At 37.2% G+C, this 17820-nt stretch carries 16 protein-coding genes; 2 read left to right on the top strand and 14 right to left on the bottom strand.

What is annotated here, in order from left to right:
- Positions 1–8 precede the first annotated feature (8 nt).
- Positions 9–602, top strand: a complete 594-nt coding sequence (gene clpP / locus FC66_RS01995; protein WP_057973705.1) for an ATP-dependent Clp endopeptidase proteolytic subunit ClpP — start codon at positions 9–11, stop codon at positions 600–602.
- A 123-nt stretch (positions 603–725) separates the two neighbouring features.
- Entirely contained in the window at positions 726–1244 is a 519-nt protein-coding gene (locus FC66_RS01990; RefSeq protein ID WP_057973939.1) for a DsbA family protein, read from the top strand.
- Between the two features lie 73 nt (positions 1245–1317).
- Here the strand turns inward: FC66_RS01990 and FC66_RS01985 are convergent, their stop codons facing one another.
- From FC66_RS01985 to galU, 14 genes are all read right to left on the bottom strand, one after another.
- Positions 1318–1569: a kinase to dihydroxyacetone kinase gene (locus tag FC66_RS01985; RefSeq protein ID WP_057973704.1), complete on the bottom strand. Its 252-nt coding sequence runs from the start codon at positions 1567–1569 to the stop codon at positions 1318–1320.
- A 25-nt stretch (positions 1570–1594) separates the two neighbouring features.
- A complete protein-coding gene (whiA, locus tag FC66_RS01980; RefSeq protein WP_057973703.1) occupies positions 1595–2533 on the bottom strand; it encodes a DNA-binding protein WhiA in 939 nt (312 codons plus the stop codon).
- A 20-nt stretch (positions 2534–2553) separates the two neighbouring features.
- The gene (locus tag FC66_RS01975; RefSeq protein ID WP_057973702.1) at positions 2554–3573 is read right to left on the bottom strand and encodes a gluconeogenesis factor YvcK family protein; all 1020 of its coding nucleotides are present in this window, start codon (positions 3571–3573) and stop codon (positions 2554–2556) included.
- Positions 3570–4454 (bottom strand): RNase adapter RapZ, encoded by an 885-nt coding sequence (gene rapZ / locus FC66_RS01970; protein WP_057973701.1) that lies wholly within the window; start codon positions 4452–4454, stop codon positions 3570–3572. The genes FC66_RS01975 and rapZ overlap by 4 nt, the downstream gene beginning before the upstream one ends.
- Positions 4455–4541: 87 nt before the next feature.
- Positions 4542–5423: an L-serine ammonia-lyase, iron-sulfur-dependent, subunit alpha gene (gene sdaAA, locus FC66_RS01965; RefSeq protein WP_057973700.1), complete on the bottom strand. Its 882-nt coding sequence runs from the start codon at positions 5421–5423 to the stop codon at positions 4542–4544.
- 11 nt (positions 5424–5434) lie between these two features.
- The gene (locus FC66_RS01960) at positions 5435–6094 is read right to left on the bottom strand and encodes a serine dehydratase beta chain (protein WP_057973699.1); all 660 of its coding nucleotides are present in this window, start codon (positions 6092–6094) and stop codon (positions 5435–5437) included.
- Positions 6095–6195: 101 nt separating this feature from the next.
- Positions 6196–9051: an excinuclease ABC subunit UvrA gene (uvrA, locus tag FC66_RS01955; RefSeq protein ID WP_057973698.1), complete on the bottom strand. Its 2856-nt coding sequence runs from the start codon at positions 9049–9051 to the stop codon at positions 6196–6198.
- Between the two features lie 15 nt (positions 9052–9066).
- Entirely contained in the window at positions 9067–11070 is a 2004-nt protein-coding gene (uvrB, locus tag FC66_RS01950) for an excinuclease ABC subunit UvrB (RefSeq protein ID WP_057973697.1), read from the bottom strand.
- Between the two features lie 218 nt (positions 11071–11288).
- Complete coding sequence (locus FC66_RS01945; RefSeq protein WP_057973696.1) at positions 11289–11921, bottom strand: YfbR-like 5'-deoxynucleotidase; 633 nt, start codon at positions 11919–11921, stop codon at positions 11289–11291.
- Between the two features lie 130 nt (positions 11922–12051).
- Positions 12052–13779, bottom strand: coding sequence for a phospho-sugar mutase (locus tag FC66_RS01940; RefSeq protein WP_057973938.1), 1728 nt, complete (start codon positions 13777–13779; stop codon positions 12052–12054).
- 74 nt (positions 13780–13853) lie between these two features.
- The gene (locus FC66_RS01935) at positions 13854–14339 is read right to left on the bottom strand and encodes a MarR family winged helix-turn-helix transcriptional regulator (protein ID WP_057973695.1); all 486 of its coding nucleotides are present in this window, start codon (positions 14337–14339) and stop codon (positions 13854–13856) included.
- Positions 14340–14350: 11 nt separating this feature from the next.
- The gene (locus tag FC66_RS01930; protein WP_057973694.1) at positions 14351–15694 is read right to left on the bottom strand and encodes a DHA2 family efflux MFS transporter permease subunit; all 1344 of its coding nucleotides are present in this window, start codon (positions 15692–15694) and stop codon (positions 14351–14353) included.
- 131 nt (positions 15695–15825) lie between these two features.
- The gene (gene trxB / locus FC66_RS01925; RefSeq protein ID WP_057973693.1) at positions 15826–16764 is read right to left on the bottom strand and encodes a thioredoxin-disulfide reductase; all 939 of its coding nucleotides are present in this window, start codon (positions 16762–16764) and stop codon (positions 15826–15828) included.
- A gap of 142 nt (positions 16765–16906) precedes the next feature.
- Entirely contained in the window at positions 16907–17806 is a 900-nt protein-coding gene (gene galU / locus FC66_RS01920) for a UTP--glucose-1-phosphate uridylyltransferase GalU (protein WP_057973692.1), read from the bottom strand.
- Between the last annotated feature and the right edge of the window lie 14 nt (positions 17807–17820).

Below are 17820 nucleotides of genomic sequence, written 5' to 3'. Positions count from 1 at the left end.
TTTTAATTATGAATGTAGTTCCTACAGTTATTGAACAATCTGCTGGTGGCGAACGCGCCTATGACATTTATTCTCGTCTATTAAAAGACAGAATTATTATGCTTTCTGGTGAAGTTAATGACGATATGGCAAATGCGATTATCGCTCAATTGCTTTTCTTAGATGCTCAAGACTCAGAAAAAGATATTTCAATTTACATTAACTCACCCGGTGGTTCTGTTTCTGCCGGTTTGGCTATCTACGATACAATGAACTTCATTAATGCTGATGTTCAAACAATCGTTATGGGTATGGCTGCTTCAATGGCTAGTGTCTTAGCTACTGCTGGTACAAAGGGCAAACGTTTTGCCTTACCTAACTCAGAGATTATGATTCATCAACCACTTGGTGGCGCTCAAGGTCAAGCAACAGAAATTGAAATTGCTGCTGCACATATCTTGAAGACAAGAACATTAATCAACAAGATTTTGGCTGACGCGACTGGCCAAGATATTGAAATTCTTAACAAAGATACAGATCGTGATAACTATATGACTGCTGAACAAGCAAAAGAATATGGTTTGATTGATGAAATTATGACTAACAAAAAGGGTCTTAAATAATTTTTGACGCTTCAAAGGCACTGACAAGTTAATTGTTGGTGTCTTTTTTTGAGCGAAAAATTACTCGTATTGACCCTTACTATGCTATACTGACGCTATTAAACGAAGGTAGGAATGATAAAAATGGATATTTCAATTATTGATGCATCAAAAGTAAAACGAGATCTTGGTCTCGTGATTGGTGATCCAAATGCGCCAAAAACGATTGTGGAATTTATTAATGTTCGTTGCCCTTACTCTAAAGAATGGTTTGAAAAATCTAAAGAAACTCTAGATGGTTATATTGCAGATGGTAAAGTCAAACGTGTCATTAAACTCTTTGATAAAGAAAAAGAATCCTTACAACGAGGCAATATTGCGCATCACTACTTGCCACTAGATAATTCACAAAAGTCATATGATTTAATTACTGAATTATTCAAAACGCAAGAAACTTGGAAGGACTTCACACTTGAAGAAGTTGCTACTTATATGGAAGAAACGTTTAACTTAACGGATGTCTCGGACAAAGTAGCAATTGACGCTATTATTAATGAAGCAAATGCTGCACATATCCAATTCGTTCCAACCGTGATTGTTGATGACCATATTTTTGATGAATCAATTGATATGACAACATTAAAATCATATATAGATAACTAAGGCCACAAAAAAACCAGATAATCATAATGACTGAAATCTCAGTTATTATGATTATCTGGTTTTTTATCGTTCACTAACCTTTTAATCCTTTAGCTTGTCTGACCATATCTTCAACGACAATATCAAAAATATCCCCAAGGCTGGCACAATATTCTAGTATTTTCCATGGATAATTTGTATGGAAGTGTAACTTCATTAGGTCAGTGTCACCGGCAACCATCAGACTATCACCCTCAAATTGACGGACAATCTCATCATACAAACGATCCTCGTCTAGCGTACTACCTTCAAGCAACAGTTGTACATCATATTTAAATTCAATCATGAAACCACCCTTTCAAGACGTTGATTTATTTTTCACCAATTCGAACTTTTTCAGCAAATTCATTAATTTTTCGTAATCGATGATTAATCCCCGACTTTGAAATTGGACCTCCTGGCACCAAGTCGCCAAGCTCTTTCAAGCTAACTTCTTGATGTACCAATCGGGTTTCAGCAACTTCTTTTAATTTAGAGGGTAGCTGACCTAACCCAACAGAATGCGCGATGAATTCGATATTCGCAATTTGTTTATTTGCGGCATCGGCAACCTTGTTCATGTTTGCCGTTTCACAGTTAACCATGCGATTTACCGAGTTACGCATATCACGGACAATTCTAATATCTTCAAACTTCAACATAGCTGTGGTTGCGCCAATCAATGATAAGAAATCAGCAATTTTTTCTGCTTCTTTCAAATAAACAATATAACCACTACGACGTTCAGTCATCCTCGCGTTGAAGCCAAATTTATTAATCATCTCGCAAATCGTTTGGTTATGTTCTTCATAAACAGAATAAATTTCTAAATGATAACGGCTGGTTTCAGGATTATTAACTGAGCCACCCGCCAAGAATGCGCCCCGTAAATATGAACGCATCATCATATCATCATGTGACAATAAATCAGTTGGCACACCCATCTTAAGTTGCATATCTTCAATAATATCCAAATCTTTTAAGACAAAGTCGCTTCCTGTTTTCAATCGCACAATATAAATGTTATTCTTTTTTAATTTCATTTTACGACGCACTAATAGTTCGCTCGTAATATCATAAAATTCATTCAAAAGTTCATAGATTCGTCGCGCAATTGCGGGATTTTCAGTCTGAACATTTAAAACAAATTGATGATTAATAATACTCAAAGATCCGTTCATTCGAATCAACGCCATTAACTCTGCTTTGGCGTTGTTTCTCCGGACTTTGAGGGTTGTTAATTCTTTTTTTACTTCACTTGCATATGACATTTATTCACCTTATCTTCGTGCTAACTATGCTCTCTGTGTCTTAATTCATGATTTGGTCGACCAACTAAGTCCATTAATTCCTCAACAACCTTGTTGCCGTCATGAAAGACACCCTGATCTTTTAATTTTAGGAAATTCGATGAGATAACACGGCAATGTTGTTCCCTTAATCCGTTAAAATCGTGTTCAACTTGAATTAAGTTTTCATCATATTTTTCTTTGTCCATGTAACCTTCTGGTACCTGCGCCGTATTTACAAGGACTGTATTTACGAAACATTGACCCAAATGCGCATTCAAAATTCGAACGTGATCCGCATCCGTAAAGTGTTCTGTTTCACCCTTTTGCGTCATGATATTACAAATGTAAACAACTTCAGCTTTTGTTTCTGCCAAAGCTTTTCCCACATTCCCAATAACTAAGTTCGGTAAAATACTTGTGAATAAACTACCGGGCCCAAGGACAATCTGGTCCGCACTCAAAATTGCCTCAACTACTTCTGGTACGGCAGCCGGCATTTCAGCTTCATTTTTTTCGTTTGACGTCACCCAAACACGTTTAATTGATTTTCTGGCAGCTGTAATTTCTGCTTCACCAGCTAAAAAGGTACCGTCAGAAAATTCCGCATTTAAAACTAATGGTTCATCGGCAACTGGAAAGACGTGTCCATCCACTCGCATCATTTCTGATAATTCTTGCACAGAGGCGAAAACCCCTTTTTTCATTTCGGCCAATGCGGCAATAATTAAATTACCAATTGCGTGACCGGCAAAGAATCTATCCGATGTATCAAATCGATATTGGAAAATGTCCAAATAAATTTCTGGTAATTCAGATAGAGCCGCAAGAACGTTACGAATATCACCAGGCGGCACAACATTCACGTAATCTCTGATAATGCCGGACGAACCGCCATCATCAGCTACCGTTACAACAGCCGTAATATCAGCATTTTTTTCTCTCAAACTTTTTAAAATGACTGGTAGTCCAGTTCCGCCACCAATCACAACAATTTTGGGCCTATGTCCATTTTTTGTCATGATCTATTCACCGATTCCTTACTTTTATTAATATCTCGATGGGTAACATTCACTGGGTACGTGACCTTTAGTTCTTCACTCAAGCGTTTAGCTAGAGCAACTGAACGATGTTGTCCACCTGTACAACCGATTGCTATTGTTAAATTAGTTTTACCTTCAGCTTCATAACCGGGTAAAATTGATTCAAGTAATGATTCAAACTTTGTGTAGAAGCCTTCTGTTGCGGGTTGCTTCATTACATAATCATAAACAGCTTTATCCAAACCTGTCTGTGGTTTTAATTCTGGAATGTAGTGTGGATTAGGTAAGAAGCGGACGTCCATTACGATATCTGCATCAATAGGTAACCCATACTTAAACCCAAACGATAAAATCTCAACGTGAAAACTTGCCGTTTCTCTTGTTTCAAAGTTATGGAAAATTTCTTCGCGTAATTGACGTGGCGATAAATCAGTTGTATTAATCACTAATTGTGCTTGTGTTTTAATATCATTTAATAATTCACGTTCTTTTTCGATACCATCCATAAGACGGCCTTCCATTGCCAACGGATGCGCGCGTCTCGTTTCTTTGTATCGTGAAACTAGTTCTGCATCTGATGCATCAAGGAATAAAATCTTAGTCGTCATGAATTCAGTATTATCAAAACCTGATAACATTTCAATAATTTCATCATAAAAAGCGCGTGATCTTAAATCCATAACCAATGCAATTTTTGAAATCTTACCTGATTCTTTTACTAATTCCCAGAACTTAGGTAATAAGGTTGGTGGTAAATTATCAATACAAAAATAACCAAGATCTTCAAAGCTTTGCATTGCGACCGTCTTACCGGCCCCACTCATCCCTGTAATTACAACTAACTCTAACGTATCTGCCATTTTAATTCCTCCAAATCTACTTTCATCAGTATAACATACCTGGTGTTTCTTTTGTATCCGTGTACAAAAAAAGAGTTGTTTCCAACTCTAAATCGTTTCACCAAAGATTTTCATTTTTATTGCTTGTCCTGTTGGTGTACTGGCTAAGCCACCAACACCTGTTTCTCTAAGCGCACTTGGCATCCGTTCACCAATATCTTTCATCGCCATAATGACTTCATCAGCAGGAACCTTATTAGATAACCCCGCTAATGCCATATCAGCAGCCGTTAGCGCATTAACCGCACCAATTACATTTCGCTTAATGCATGGAATCTCTACCAAACCGGCAACTGGGTCACAAACCAACCCTAATAGATTACTTAACCCCATCGCAAAGGCTTCCGCACATTGTTCTGGTGTACCACCGGTAATTTCAACCGCAGCTGCAGCCGCCATGGCCGATGCACTCCCAACTTCCGCCTGGCAACCGCCTGTTGCACCGGCAATCATCGCGTTATTTGCGACAATCATCCCGAACGCACTAGACGTGAATAAAGCTTGTATCATTTTTTCATGTGATAAGTTCAAGCGTTTTTGAATCATAAAAATAACCCCAGGCAAAGTACCAGATGAACCAGCGGTGGGCGTTGCGCAAATAAGTCCCATTGACGCGTTGACTTCATTAGTCGCAATTGCATATTGCATGGCTTCTAAATTAGCATCTCCTGATAACGACTGCCCTTTTTCACGATACTTCCGTAATAAAACGGCATCCCCACCCGTTAATCCAGTGGAAGAAGTCACACCTTCACCGTTAGATCCCCGTTCAATTGCTTGTTTCATAACTTCTAGATTAGTCGACATTTTTTCAATGATAACAGCTCTAGTTTCACCGGATTGTGTCATTTCTTGGTCAATCATCAATTCTGAAATTAATTTATTTTCTTTATTTGCGGTTGAAACCAGTTCAGCAATACTCTTATACAAGATGGAACCTCCTATTTTAAATAGATGAGATTATGGGTCAGTAGCCGAAGTTGTTTAAGTTCAGTTTCAGCAAGATTTTTTGTTAAATCATATTCATATATAAACTCGTTTGGTGTTAATTCAGATTCATTTTGGCTAATAATACTTGTTGTCTTTTTAATTTGATTTTGAATTTTATCTTGATTAATTGGATTAGCCTCTAACACTAGTATCGGTAAGCCACCCTTTGGGAAAAATTGTTGATTTTTAATCGTGAATGCTCTAATTTCAATCGTCCCACCACCGATTGAACAACCCATTAATGAAATTTTTTTAGTTTCATTTTCGAGCGTTAGTTCAGCACTATTAGGATGATTAATGGGACTTGGATGGGAATCTTCAATAAATTGAATGTCTATCCCCATTTTTTCAGCAATTTGAATTGCTTGGGGACAGCGAACATCATCGGGTTCAAAACCTAAGACACCCGCAACCGTCGCAAAATCGGTTCCATGCCCGCGATGCGTTTTAGCAAATGATTCAAAGTACCGAACTTTTAATTTAGTTATCTGTCCATTAAATAGTTGAAAACCAACTTTGCCAATTCTGGCAGCGCCGGCCGTGTGGGAACTAGATGGTCCTATCATAACTGGTCCAATAATATCAAAAACGCTCTTATACTTATTGCCCATGGCCAACCGGTCCTCCAATTTATTTCATTCTTCTTTAAAGTTACCACTTTTTCCATAAAAAGATAATAAAAAAAGACAGATTCTCATCTGTCTTTTCAAAATTACTTATTCATTCGTGCACGATCACGTTCTAAAATTGGTTTTAAGTAGTGTCCTGTATAACTTTCAGGCACTTCAGCAATCTCTTCTGGTGTTCCAGTAGCAATAATTGTTCCACCACCGTCTCCACCTTCTGGACCTAAATCAATTAAATGATCAGACGTTTTAATCACATCCAAGTTGTGTTCAATTACTAGCACTGTATTACCCGCGTCAACTAAGCGATTCAACACACCAAGCAATCGTTTAATATCATCTGTGTGTAACCCAGTCGTAGGTTCATCCAGAATATAAAAACTCTTACCATTTGACTGACGGTGTAATTCAGAAGCCAATTTCATTCGTTGTGCTTCACCACCAGATAAGGTTGTTGCTGATTGGCCTAATGAAACGTAACCTAACCCAACATCTACAATTGTTTGTAATTTACGTCTAATCTTAGGGATTGGTTCGAAGAATTTTAAAGCTTCGCCAACTGTTAAATCTAAGATATCAGCAATTGTTTTATTTTTATAAGTCACTTCAAGTGTTTCAGAGTTATAACGTGCGCCATGACAAATTTCACATGGTACGTAAACGTCTGGCAAGAAGTTCATTTCAATTTTAATAATTCCGTCACCTTTACAGGCTTCACAACGGCCACCCTTAACATTAAAACTGAAACGGCCTTTTTTATAACCACGTAATTTAGCTTCATTAGTTTCAGCAAATAAATCACGGATATTATCAAAAACACCCGTATAAGTTGCGGGATTACTTCTTGGTGTTCGGCCAATTGGGCTTTGGTCAATATTAATCACACTCTCAACATTTTGAACACCCGAAACTGATTTATATTTACCTGGTTTTTCAGAATTACGGTTTAACTTTTGCGCTAAGACTTTTTTCAATATTCCATTGACTAAAGTTGATTTACCCGAACCTGAAACCCCTGTTACTGAGATGAATTCACCCAATGGGAAATCAACCGTCACATTCTTCAAGTTATTTTCTTTAGCGCCAGTAATTCGAATCTTCTTACCGTTACCGTCACGTCTTGTTTCAGGTAACGAGATGAATTTTTTACCAGACAAATACTGACCTGTTAAAGATTTACGACTCTTCTTCACTTGGGTTGGTGTTCCGGCAGCGATAATTTCACCACCTAATTCACCAGCCCCAGGACCCACATCAATTAAGTAATCAGCGGCCATCATAGTATCTTCATCGTGTTCAACTACAATTAACGTATTACCTAAATCACGCATTTTCTTAAGTGATTCAATCAAGCGATCATTATCTCGTTGATGTAACCCAATTGAAGGTTCATCTAAAATATATAAGACACCTGATAAATTCGAACCAATTTGTGTGGCTAATCGAATTCGTTGCGCTTCACCACCTGAAAGTGTTCCCGCAGAACGTGATAAGGTTAAATAATTTAACCCAACATTTTCCAAGAACGTTAAGCGATCACGAATTTCTTTCAAAATAGGTGCCGCAATAACAGTTTCTTTTTCTGACAATTCTACATTTTCAAAGAATGGTAAGCCATCGCCAATTGAAAGTGCAGAAATCTTACCAATATGTTGCCCATTAACTTGTACGGCTAGTGCTTTACGGTTCAAGCGGTAGCCATGACATGTTTGGCAAGTTAAACTTGTCATATATTTACGCATCTGATCACGTGTAAAATCACTATTCGTTTCTGTATGGCGACGGCTAATATTTGTAATAACCCCTTCAAATAGCGCATCAACATCACGAACACCGCCAAAATCATTGGCATAATGAAAATGGAACTGACGTGTCCCTGAACCATTTAAAACAATATCACGTTGTTCATCCGTCAAGTCTTCAAATGGGACATCCATTGGAATTCCAAAAGCTTCTGCTGCTTGTGCCAACATTGATGGATAATATTGTGAACTAATTGGATTCCAAGGTTCAATCGCCCCATCAGCTAACGTTTTAGTTGGGTCCGGGACAATTAAATCTTCATCAACCTCTAGCTTCATCCCTAGTCCATCACAGGTCTCACAAGCGCCAAATGGTGCATTAAATGAGAACAAGCGTGGTTCTAATTCACCCACCGTGAATCCACAAATTGGACAGGCATAATGTTCAGAAAATTGAAGTGTCTCACCATCTGTTTCGCCATCAAGAATATCTGCAGTTGCATACCCTGAAGATAATCGTAATGCCGCTTCAAATGAATCAAATAAACGTGAACGAATCCCCTCTTTAACAACAATTCGATCAATCACAATATCGATTGAATGTTTCACATTCTTTTCTAGCTCAAATGTTTCGTCAATATCATGTAGTTCACCGTCAACGCGTACACGGACAAAACCTTCACGTTTGATTGTTTCAAAAACCTTTTTATGTTGTCCCTTTTTATTACGAATAATCGGTGATAAAATTTGTAATTTTGTTCGATCTTCTAATTCCAGAACGCGATCAACCATTTGTTCAACGGATTGACTCGTAATTTCATGACCATCATTTGGACAGATAGGATGTCCTACACGAGCCCATAGTAATCTCAAATAATCATTAATCTCGGTTACTGTTCCAACAGTTGATCGTGGATTTTTTGAAGTTGTTTTTTGATCAATCGAAATAGCAGGTGATAACCCATCAATTGAATCAACATCTGGTTTATCCATCTGACCTAAAAATTGTCGTGCGTATGCTGACAAGCTCTCAACATAACGTCGTTGGCCTTCAGCATAAAGCGTATCAAAAGCCAATGAACTTTTTCCTGACCCCGAGAGCCCAGTAATAACAACTAATTTATCTCTTGGGATAGTGACATCCACATTTTTTAAGTTATGCGCACGCGCACCATGAATCACAATTTTATCGTTTTTCAAGAAAAAACCCCCTGTTTATAGCATTTGTGTTTTCAATTCCAATACCGTATCACGTAATGATGCAGCTGTTTCGAAATCTAGTTTCTTAGCAGCTTCCTTCATTTGTCCTTCTAAACGGTCAACCATATCTTGTTGCTCTTTTTTATCCATATCCAAAAATTCTGTTTCGGTAAATGTCTTAACTGTTCCTGAATTATCTTCAATTTTAGTTGGCGTAATTAATTCGCGAATTGCTTTTTTAATTGTCGTTGGCGTAATACCGTGTTCTTTATTGTATGCCATTTGGATATCACGACGACGCTGTGTTTCTTCAATCGCGCCTTTCATTGAATCCGTCTCTTTATCAGCGTACATAATAACGCGTCCATTTTCGTTTCGAGCCGCTCGTCCAATCGTTTGCACTAATGAGCGCTCACTACGCAAGAAACCTTCTTTATCGGCATCTAAGATAGTCACCAATGAAACTTCAGGCACATCAATACCTTCACGCAACAAGTTAATCCCGATTAAAACGTCAAATGTTCCTAGACGCAAATCGCGAATAATTTTTGTTCGTTCCATTGTTTTAATATCACTATGCAAGTAAGCCACTTTCATCCCTAACTCTTTCAAATAATCAGTTAAATCTTCCGACATTTTCTTAGTTAAAGTTGTGACAAAGACTCGTTCATTTCGTTCTATCCTCAAATTAATTTCACCAACTAAATCATCAATTTGACCCATAATTGGTCGAATCTCAATAATCGGATCAAGTAATCCGGTTGGTCGAATAATCTGTTGAACTACATCCGTTGTTCGCTCACTCTCGTAAGGACCCGGTGTTGCAGACATATAAATGACTTGGTTTACATGACCTTCAAACTCAGCTAACGTTAATGGTCGGTTATCTAAGGCACTAGGTAAACGGAATCCATAGTCCACTAACATTTGTTTACGCGCGCGATCACCATTGTACATCCCACGAATTTGTGGCATAGTCACATGCGATTCATCAACAACAATTAAGAAATCTTTTGGAAAGAAATCAATTAAAGTATAAGGTGGTTCACCCGGTTTTCGACCATCCATATGACGCGAATAATTTTCGATTCCTGAGGTGTAACCCATTTCACGTAACATTTCTAAATCGTAAGTTGTTCGTTGTTCTATGCGTTGCGCTTCTAATAACTTGTCTTCACCCTTTAATTCTTTTAATCGATCGGCAAGTTCTTCTTCAATTCCTTCAATAGCATGATCCATAACGTCATCATTAGTCATAAAATGCGTTGCGGGGAATATAGCCATATGTTCAAGTTCACCCATAACCTCACCCGTTAATGAATCAACCTCACGGATACGATCAATTTCGTCGCCAAAGAACTCTACACGAACTGCTTTTTGGTCACGAGACGCTGGGAAAATTTCCACAATGTCGCCGTGCACTCTAAAACGACCACGTTGGAAATCAATATCATTTCGTTCGAATTGAATATCGACTAACTTTCTAAGTAAATCATCACGTTCCATCGTCATTCCCGTTCGTAATGAAATCACGTGATCGCGATATTCCGTTGGATCACCCAATCCAAAGATACTTGAAACGGATGCAACAACAATTACATCGTTACGTTCTAACAATGAACTTGTTGCTGAATGTCGTAATTTATCAATCTCATCATTAATACTTGAATCCTTTTCAATATACGTATCACTTGAAGGTACATACGCTTCCGGTTGGTAATAATCATAATAACTCACAAAATATTCAACCGCATTGTTGGGGAAAAATTCTTTTAATTCGCCGTATAATTGCCCAGCTAATGTTTTATTATGTGCCAAGACTAACGTGGGACGATTAACTTCTTTAATCACATTTGAAATTGTAAACGTCTTACCTGTTCCTGTTGCACCTAATAATATTTGTTCTTTTTTACCGTCATTCAATCCATCAACTAACGTTTCAATTGCTTTCGGTTGATCACCAGTTGGTTCGTATTTTGAAACTAAATCAAAAACACCATCATCATGTCTATCAATCAAGTTAATCCCTCCAATACAATCATTTCTAGAAATAAAAAAAGCCCGGAATAACCCACCAGGCTCATTTAACAATGATTATTCTCTATCAATTATATTAGCATACCGAACATACTTTCGCACGTTATCTCACTTATTTTACTGACTTTTTTTAATTAATGAGATCGAAAAAGGAAGTCCCATACGCCCACTTATCGGCAATACATAACTTCCTTCTTTATTTATTTTTTAATGATATCTAATGTTATTTTTTTAATTTTGTCTTTATCCGTAAAATCTTCAGTTAATAACTCTGGTAATATTTCTTGTAAAATATATTGTACGCTCGCTAAATCCGAGAATTCAAGAATTGTTTTCAAACTTTCTTGGTAAATTTCAGTATAAACCGCTTCAGGATTACCCTTTTGAATCTCACCGAATGATTCATACAATAAGTCCAATTTATCGGCCACGGACAAAATTTTGCCTTCTAAGGTATCATCTTTGCCTTCCGACAACCGACGACGATAAGCGTCTTGAAATTCTTCTGGAATTTCATTCACGATAAAGTTTTCCGATAAGGATTCTTCAACATTAGCCAACATCTCTCTTAACGTTGGTGTAGCGTATTTAACTGGTGTTTTAATGTCGCCAATAAATCGTTCAGTATAATCGTGATTTAACGCTTTTTCGTACAACATCCGCCAATCAATCTTATTTCCAGCATTCTCTTCTACGTCGCCTAAAAATTGAGCAGCTTCCGTTACTTTAAATGAATGCTCCGCTACTGAATGTTCTTCATATTTAAAATAGCCCGGTGCTCGTCTCAATGTTTCTAAATTACTTAAACTCTGTAAGTATTGATGCATTCCCATAATTAACAGCTCCCTCGCATTTTTTATCTAAATTTTTACAATCTTACCATAGATGGAAAAGATAATTCAAGCGTTACCATTTATTTCCTAAAAAAATAGCGCTAAATTTATATTTAGCGCTACTCTCCAATTAGGCGTTGACGATTGCCATAATTGCTTCTTCAAATGCGAGGCATTTAGCTTGCGCCTTTTCATCTGTTTCAGCTTGTGTTCCCACATAAAATTTAATTTTTGGTTCAGTTCCTGAAGGACGAATTGCAATCCAAGAACCATCTTCTAAAATATATTTCAAAGCATTTGCCGTTGGTAAGCCAATTTCTTCAGATGTTCCATCAGCTAATTGTGCCATACCAGTTGTAAAGTCTTCTAACTTAGACACTTTAAAACCAGCAAAATCTTTAGGTGCATCTTCACGGAAAATAGTCATCAAGTCTTTAATTTTTTGAACGCCTTCAATACCTTCAAATGTTAGTGCTTTTGTATTTTCAGCGTAATAGCCATATTCTTTAAACAAATCATCTAATCCATCAGATAACGTTTTATCAGATTGTTTATAATAAGCAGCCACTTCAGACAACATCACTAATGCTTGAATTGCATCTTTATCACGAACGAAAGGACGAATTAAGTAACCGTAACTTTCTTCAAAGCCAAACATGAAGGTATGTTCATTTGTTTCTTCATAACTTTGAATTTGTTCCGCAATAAATTTGAAGCCCGTTAACACATTAATCATTTTTGCATGATGTGCTTCGGCAATTTTAGTTGCTAATTCAGTTGAAACAATTGATTTAACCCCAACAGCGTTGGCAGGTAATGTGCCCGCGTCTTCACTGGCTGTTAAAATGTAATTAAACATTAAAACGGCAATTTGGTTACCCGTTAATAATTTGTATTCACCATCAGCTTGGCGCACGGCAACACCCATACGATCAGCATCCGGATCAACAGCAATCAATAAATCGGCATGTTCACGACGGCCCCATTTAATAGCTAAATCAAATGCTGGTGCGTCTTCTGGGTTAGGTAATTTAACCGTTGGAAATTCAGGATCACCTTCAGCTTGTTCAGGCACAATCTTAAATTGTTCAAAGCCGGCTTGTTTCAAAGCACGTTCGCCCAACATTTTACCTGTTCCATGAAGTGGTGTGAAAACAAGTTTCATTGAAGAACCAACTTCATCAACTAATTTTTGATTAATCGTGACTTTTTTAACTTCGGCAAGGTACGCAGCATCGACTTCTTCACCAATAATTTGAATCATTTTATCAGCTTTTAATGCTGTTTCATCGCCTACTTTAATAGCAAATAAATCATCAGCTTCACGAACAAAACCGGTAATCATGTCTGATTCTTCAGGTGGCATTTGACCACCGTCTTCACCGTAAATCTTGTAACCATTGTACTGTTTAGGGTTATGGCTAGCTGTAATCATAATTCCAGCATAAGTAGCTAAATGACGAACTGCAAATGATAATTCTGGCGTAGGACGTAAACTTTCAAAGACAAAACTTGGAATACCATGAACGCCTAAAACGCGAGCTGATTCCATAGCAAACTCTTGTGATTGGTATCGTGAATCGTAACTAATTGCGACACCGCGCATTTTAGTTGCATCATCTAACGTGTCCATAAAACGAGCTAATCCTTCAGTTGCTTGACGAATTGTGTAAATGTTCATCCGGTTAATTCCGGGTCCCATCAAACCACGCATCCCAGCAGTACCGAATTCCATTGGTTGATAAAAAGCTTCCTTTAAATCTTCTTGGTTATTTTTAAGCGAAACAATTTGATTTTTGAGCGTTGCATCTAACGTTTCTTCATTTAACCATATTGAATAACTGTCTTCCCAAGTCAAAATATCACTCCCATTCATATAATATTTCTATTATACAATAAATGCGCTTACTATTCAGGATAATAAAAAAGATATCAGAATAATTCTGATATCTTTTTCCCAGAAAGGCGTTCCCGCTCAATTCCTGCTTGAATTACTTTCTCTAAAAGGACCTTAAATTGCTCGGTCTCTCCCTCGCTAAGGACTGCTACACTCTCGTCATTAACGGCGGTTACTCTGTCAAAAATAACTTGATAGTTATTAATCGCTTTAGCTGTCGGGTAGAGTTCTGTCTGCCGTTTATCAACGTCGGACATTTTCTTTTCAATCCAACCATTTTTAATTAGTTTTGAGATGGCACGCGTCACGACACTGTGATCCCGGTAAATATTTTGGATTAGTTTATCCTGACTAATTCCAGGCGATTCACAAACTAATAACACATAAAAAAAATTACTTTCAGAAAGTTTAAATTCTTTTAAAGTGTCATTTATTCTTAAACGAATCATTCTATTGTAAATTGTTGTCAATTTTTCAACTTCATGCGTATCGTAAAAAGAACGTCCATTCATATTTTGCATCTCAAAACTCCTTAATTTTTTCTTTCTTTTCTAAAGTAAACTAATCCGATTAATCCGATTAGCATTGAGATTACCATAATAAAGATCATTGAAAAACGGTAGCCAATTACAAATGATGCCGGAATACTGGCAATAACAATAATAATTGTATTAAATAATGACCCACTAATTTGTCTTAATGTATTCGTTAATGTTGTTGCGTGATTAATCTCTACTGGACTCAAATCCTTCAATGCTTCAGTCGTGGCTGGTGCCATTACTGCACCAACTCCTGCCAAACGAATGGCATATGTGACAACCGAGAGCCAAACGGGAAATTCAGCCGTTAATAATAGCATTGGCAAAACTGAAATCATCAACATTGAAAAACCAAACACGAATATTTTTTTATACCCATATTGGTCATAGAGATTACCAACAATAGGAGAAATGATAGCATTAATTGCCGCTCCCGGCAACATAATTAATCCAGCAGTCATACCTGATAGATGTTGGTTATTTTCTAGAAACATTGGCATGACTAACTCAGTTCCTAATAAGATACCAAAAACAAGCATGATTAATGAAATCATTGTAGAAAATGACCGTACTTTAAAAATACGAATATTCAAGAAAGGTTCTTTAAGTGTTAATTGACGTCGACCAAAGTAAACCATAATTAAGGTTCCAATTACAATAAGTCCAAGGGCAATTAATACTTGTTCTCTAATAATTGAAATACCAATTAAGATAGCCGTTAGTCCAATCGATGATGAGAAAAACGATTTAAAATCAATTTTAGCCGCTTGCTTTTCTGAGTAATTAGGTAAAATGAATAAACCAATAATTAAAATAGTGAGCATGATTGGAATAATAAAAATGAATAATGCTCTCCATGGTAAAAAGGTAATCATGACCCCTGATAATGTTGGCCCAATTGCTGGTGCAGCTGAAATCACCAGCATTGAAAGACCCATTACAGTTCCACGACGTTCAATTGGATTAATCGTAATCATACTAATCATCGTGAAAGTCGTTAACACACCACCGGCTGCGGCCTGAATTAATCGACCTAATAAGATTGCCCAGAAATTTGCACCACTTGATGCAACCAGGCTACCAACAAGGAAAACAACCATAATTCCGATAAAGATCTGTCTTGTTGAATATTTTTCATACAGGGTTGCGGACAATGGCGTCGAAATCCCGACCATTAAAATATATCCCGTTGTTAACCATTGAGCCGTTGCAAAATTAACATTTAACACCGAAATTAATTTTGGTAAGGCAGTAATCATCAGTGTTTGATTTAGCAATGCGGCAAAAGTCGCAAGTAATAAAATCGCACCGATTGTGTTTCTTTTTTTGTTTGTCATTCTAATTCTCTTCTCGCTTAGATTTACGTTTATACACTATTTTATGCATAAGTAGTTTAAATAAGTATAATGTGCATTTGCACATAAAGTCAAGCAAAAAAATAGGCCCATAAAAAGGCCCATTCAATCTTTTAGTTTAATTCTGCATCTTTTAATGATTCAAGATAACCGAATGCTTGTTGTCCAGCAATCCCACCATCACCAACGGCAGTCGTAATCTGACGCAATTCTTTCTTACGAACATCACCAATCGCAAAAATACCAGGTACATTAGTACGCATATTTTCGTCAGTTGGAATCCAACCGTAATCATCAGTAATGCCAAGCTTTGTGAACGCCGTTGTCATTGGTTTAACACCAACATAGATAAAGACACCACTGGCAGGTACTTCTGACGTTTCGCCAGTTTGATTATTCGTTACTTTAACACCAGTCACTTTACGATCATCGCCAACAATATCTGTGACGTTACTATCCCAAACAAAATCCATTTTATCGTTTGCAAATGCACGATCCTGCAAGATTTTTTGAGCGCGTAACTTATCACGGCGATGAATAACAGTCACCTTAGATGCTAATTGTGTTAAATAAGAACCTTCTTCAATCGCTGAATCTCCGCCACCAATAACAACAACTTCACGATTTTTAAAGAATGCCCCATCACACACCGCACAGTATGACACGCCTCGTCCACCAAAGGTTTCTTCGCCTTCAGCACCTAATTTTTTATACTCTGAACCAGTTGCAATAATTAAGGCTTTTGTTTCAAAAACATCGCTATCCGTTGTAATAAATTTCGTGTCACCTTCGGTTGTAATATCGCTTACGCTTCCATAAGCATATTCTGCTCCAAACTGTGTCGAACTTTCGTACATTTCTTTTGCCAAATCAGGTCCTAAAATTGATTTGAAACCAGGATAATTTTCAACTTCGGCAGTATTATTCATTTGCCCACCATAGATACCACGATCAATCATTAAAACCGATAGATTCGCACGTGATGCGTAGAGCGCAGCAGTCATTCCACCGGGTCCAGCACCAATCACAACTACATCATATTTTTTCGTCATCAGCCTAACCTTCTTCCTTTTAGTAAGTAATATAACAATACACCATGCATCTTTTTTTGTCCATCTAATTGCTTGCCCTTCAAATAAAAAATAGGTCTCAAGTTTAACTAACTTGTGACCCATTTAACTTTAAAGAACGATTTTATTTATTTTTAGCCGCATCTTCTGCAATTAATTTTGCACCTAAAGTTTTCAAGTATTCTTTTAATTCATCTTTAACTTCTTTATGTTTCAAGCCATACTCAATACTCGTCTTGAGGTAACCAAACTTATAGCCAACGTCATATCTCGTACCCTTAAATTCATGGGCAAAAACGCGTTGCACTTTATTCAATGCATCAATAGCATCAGTCAACTGAACTTCATTCCCAGCACCCGGTTTTTGATGTTCAAGAATCCCAAAAATTTCGGGTGTTAATAAGTAACGACCAATGATGGCTAAGTCACTGGGTGCCTCTTCGGGCGTAGGTTTTTCAACAAAGTTTTTAACGTTAAATAAGCCGGGTTTAACTTCAACTTCTGGATTAATCACACCATACTTCGACACTTCTTCGTGTGGGACATTCATTACAGCCAAAGTTGATGCATGCGTTTCATCAAAACGATTCATCAATTGACGCGTTAATGGCACTTTATCTTCCATTAAATCATCGCCTAACATAACAACGAACGGTTCATCGCCAACAAAGTCTTTAGCCATTAAAACAGCGTCACCAAGACCTCTTGGATGTGATTGGCGAATGAAATACAAGTTAATATCTGTTGTTTCTTCAACTAACTTAAGTAATTCATCTTTATGCTTTGCTGCTAAATTAGCCTCAAGTTCTGGCACTGAATCAAAATGATCTTCAATTGGTCGTTTTCCTTTACCCGTAACAATTAAGATATCTTCGATACCTGATTGACGTGCCTCTTCAACAATGAATTGAATCGTTGGTTTATCAACAATTGGGAGCATTTCTTTTGCCATTGCTTTAGTTGCTGGTAAGAATCGCGTTCCTAATCCGGCAGCAGGAATAATAGCTTTCTTAACTTTTTGCATTGTTTAATCCCCTT

The organism is Dellaglioa algida DSM 15638 (genome assembly GCF_001434695.1).
GTDB lineage: Bacteria > Bacillota > Bacilli > Lactobacillales > Lactobacillaceae > Dellaglioa > Dellaglioa algida.
Note: the sequence above shows the minus strand (reverse complement) of the source record. Positions and strands in the feature narration are given on the sequence as shown.

Bases quoted from the DNA above. Each gene is read 5' to 3' on its own strand.
- galU (WP_057973692.1), bottom strand. From the start codon at position 17,806: ATGCAAAAAGTTAAGAAAGCTATTATTCCTGCTGCCGGATTAGGAACG.
- FC66_RS01945 (WP_057973696.1), bottom strand. From the start codon at position 11,921: ATGGGAATGCATCAATACTTACAGAGTTTAAGTAATTTAGAAACATTG.
- FC66_RS01975 (WP_057973702.1), bottom strand. From the start codon at position 3,573: ATGACAAAAAATGGACATAGGCCCAAAATTGTTGTGATTGGTGGCGGA.
- FC66_RS01935 (WP_057973695.1), bottom strand. From the start codon at position 14,339: ATGCAAAATATGAATGGACGTTCTTTTTACGATACGCATGAAGTTGAA.
- FC66_RS01930 (WP_057973694.1), bottom strand. From the start codon at position 15,694: ATGACAAACAAAAAAAGAAACACAATCGGTGCGATTTTATTACTTGCG.
- whiA (WP_057973703.1), bottom strand. From the start codon at position 2,533: ATGTCATATGCAAGTGAAGTAAAAAAAGAATTAACAACCCTCAAAGTC.
- rapZ (WP_057973701.1), bottom strand. From the start codon at position 4,454: ATGGCAGATACGTTAGAGTTAGTTGTAATTACAGGGATGAGTGGGGCC.
- FC66_RS01960 (WP_057973699.1), bottom strand. From the start codon at position 6,094: ATGGGCAATAAGTATAAGAGCGTTTTTGATATTATTGGACCAGTTATG.
- FC66_RS01990 (WP_057973939.1), top strand. From the start codon at position 726: ATGGATATTTCAATTATTGATGCATCAAAAGTAAAACGAGATCTTGGT.
- FC66_RS01985 (WP_057973704.1), bottom strand. From the start codon at position 1,569: ATGATTGAATTTAAATATGATGTACAACTGTTGCTTGAAGGTAGTACG.
- trxB (WP_057973693.1), bottom strand. From the start codon at position 16,764: ATGACGAAAAAATATGATGTAGTTGTGATTGGTGCTGGACCCGGTGGA.
- clpP (WP_057973705.1), top strand. From the start codon at position 9: ATGAATGTAGTTCCTACAGTTATTGAACAATCTGCTGGTGGCGAACGC.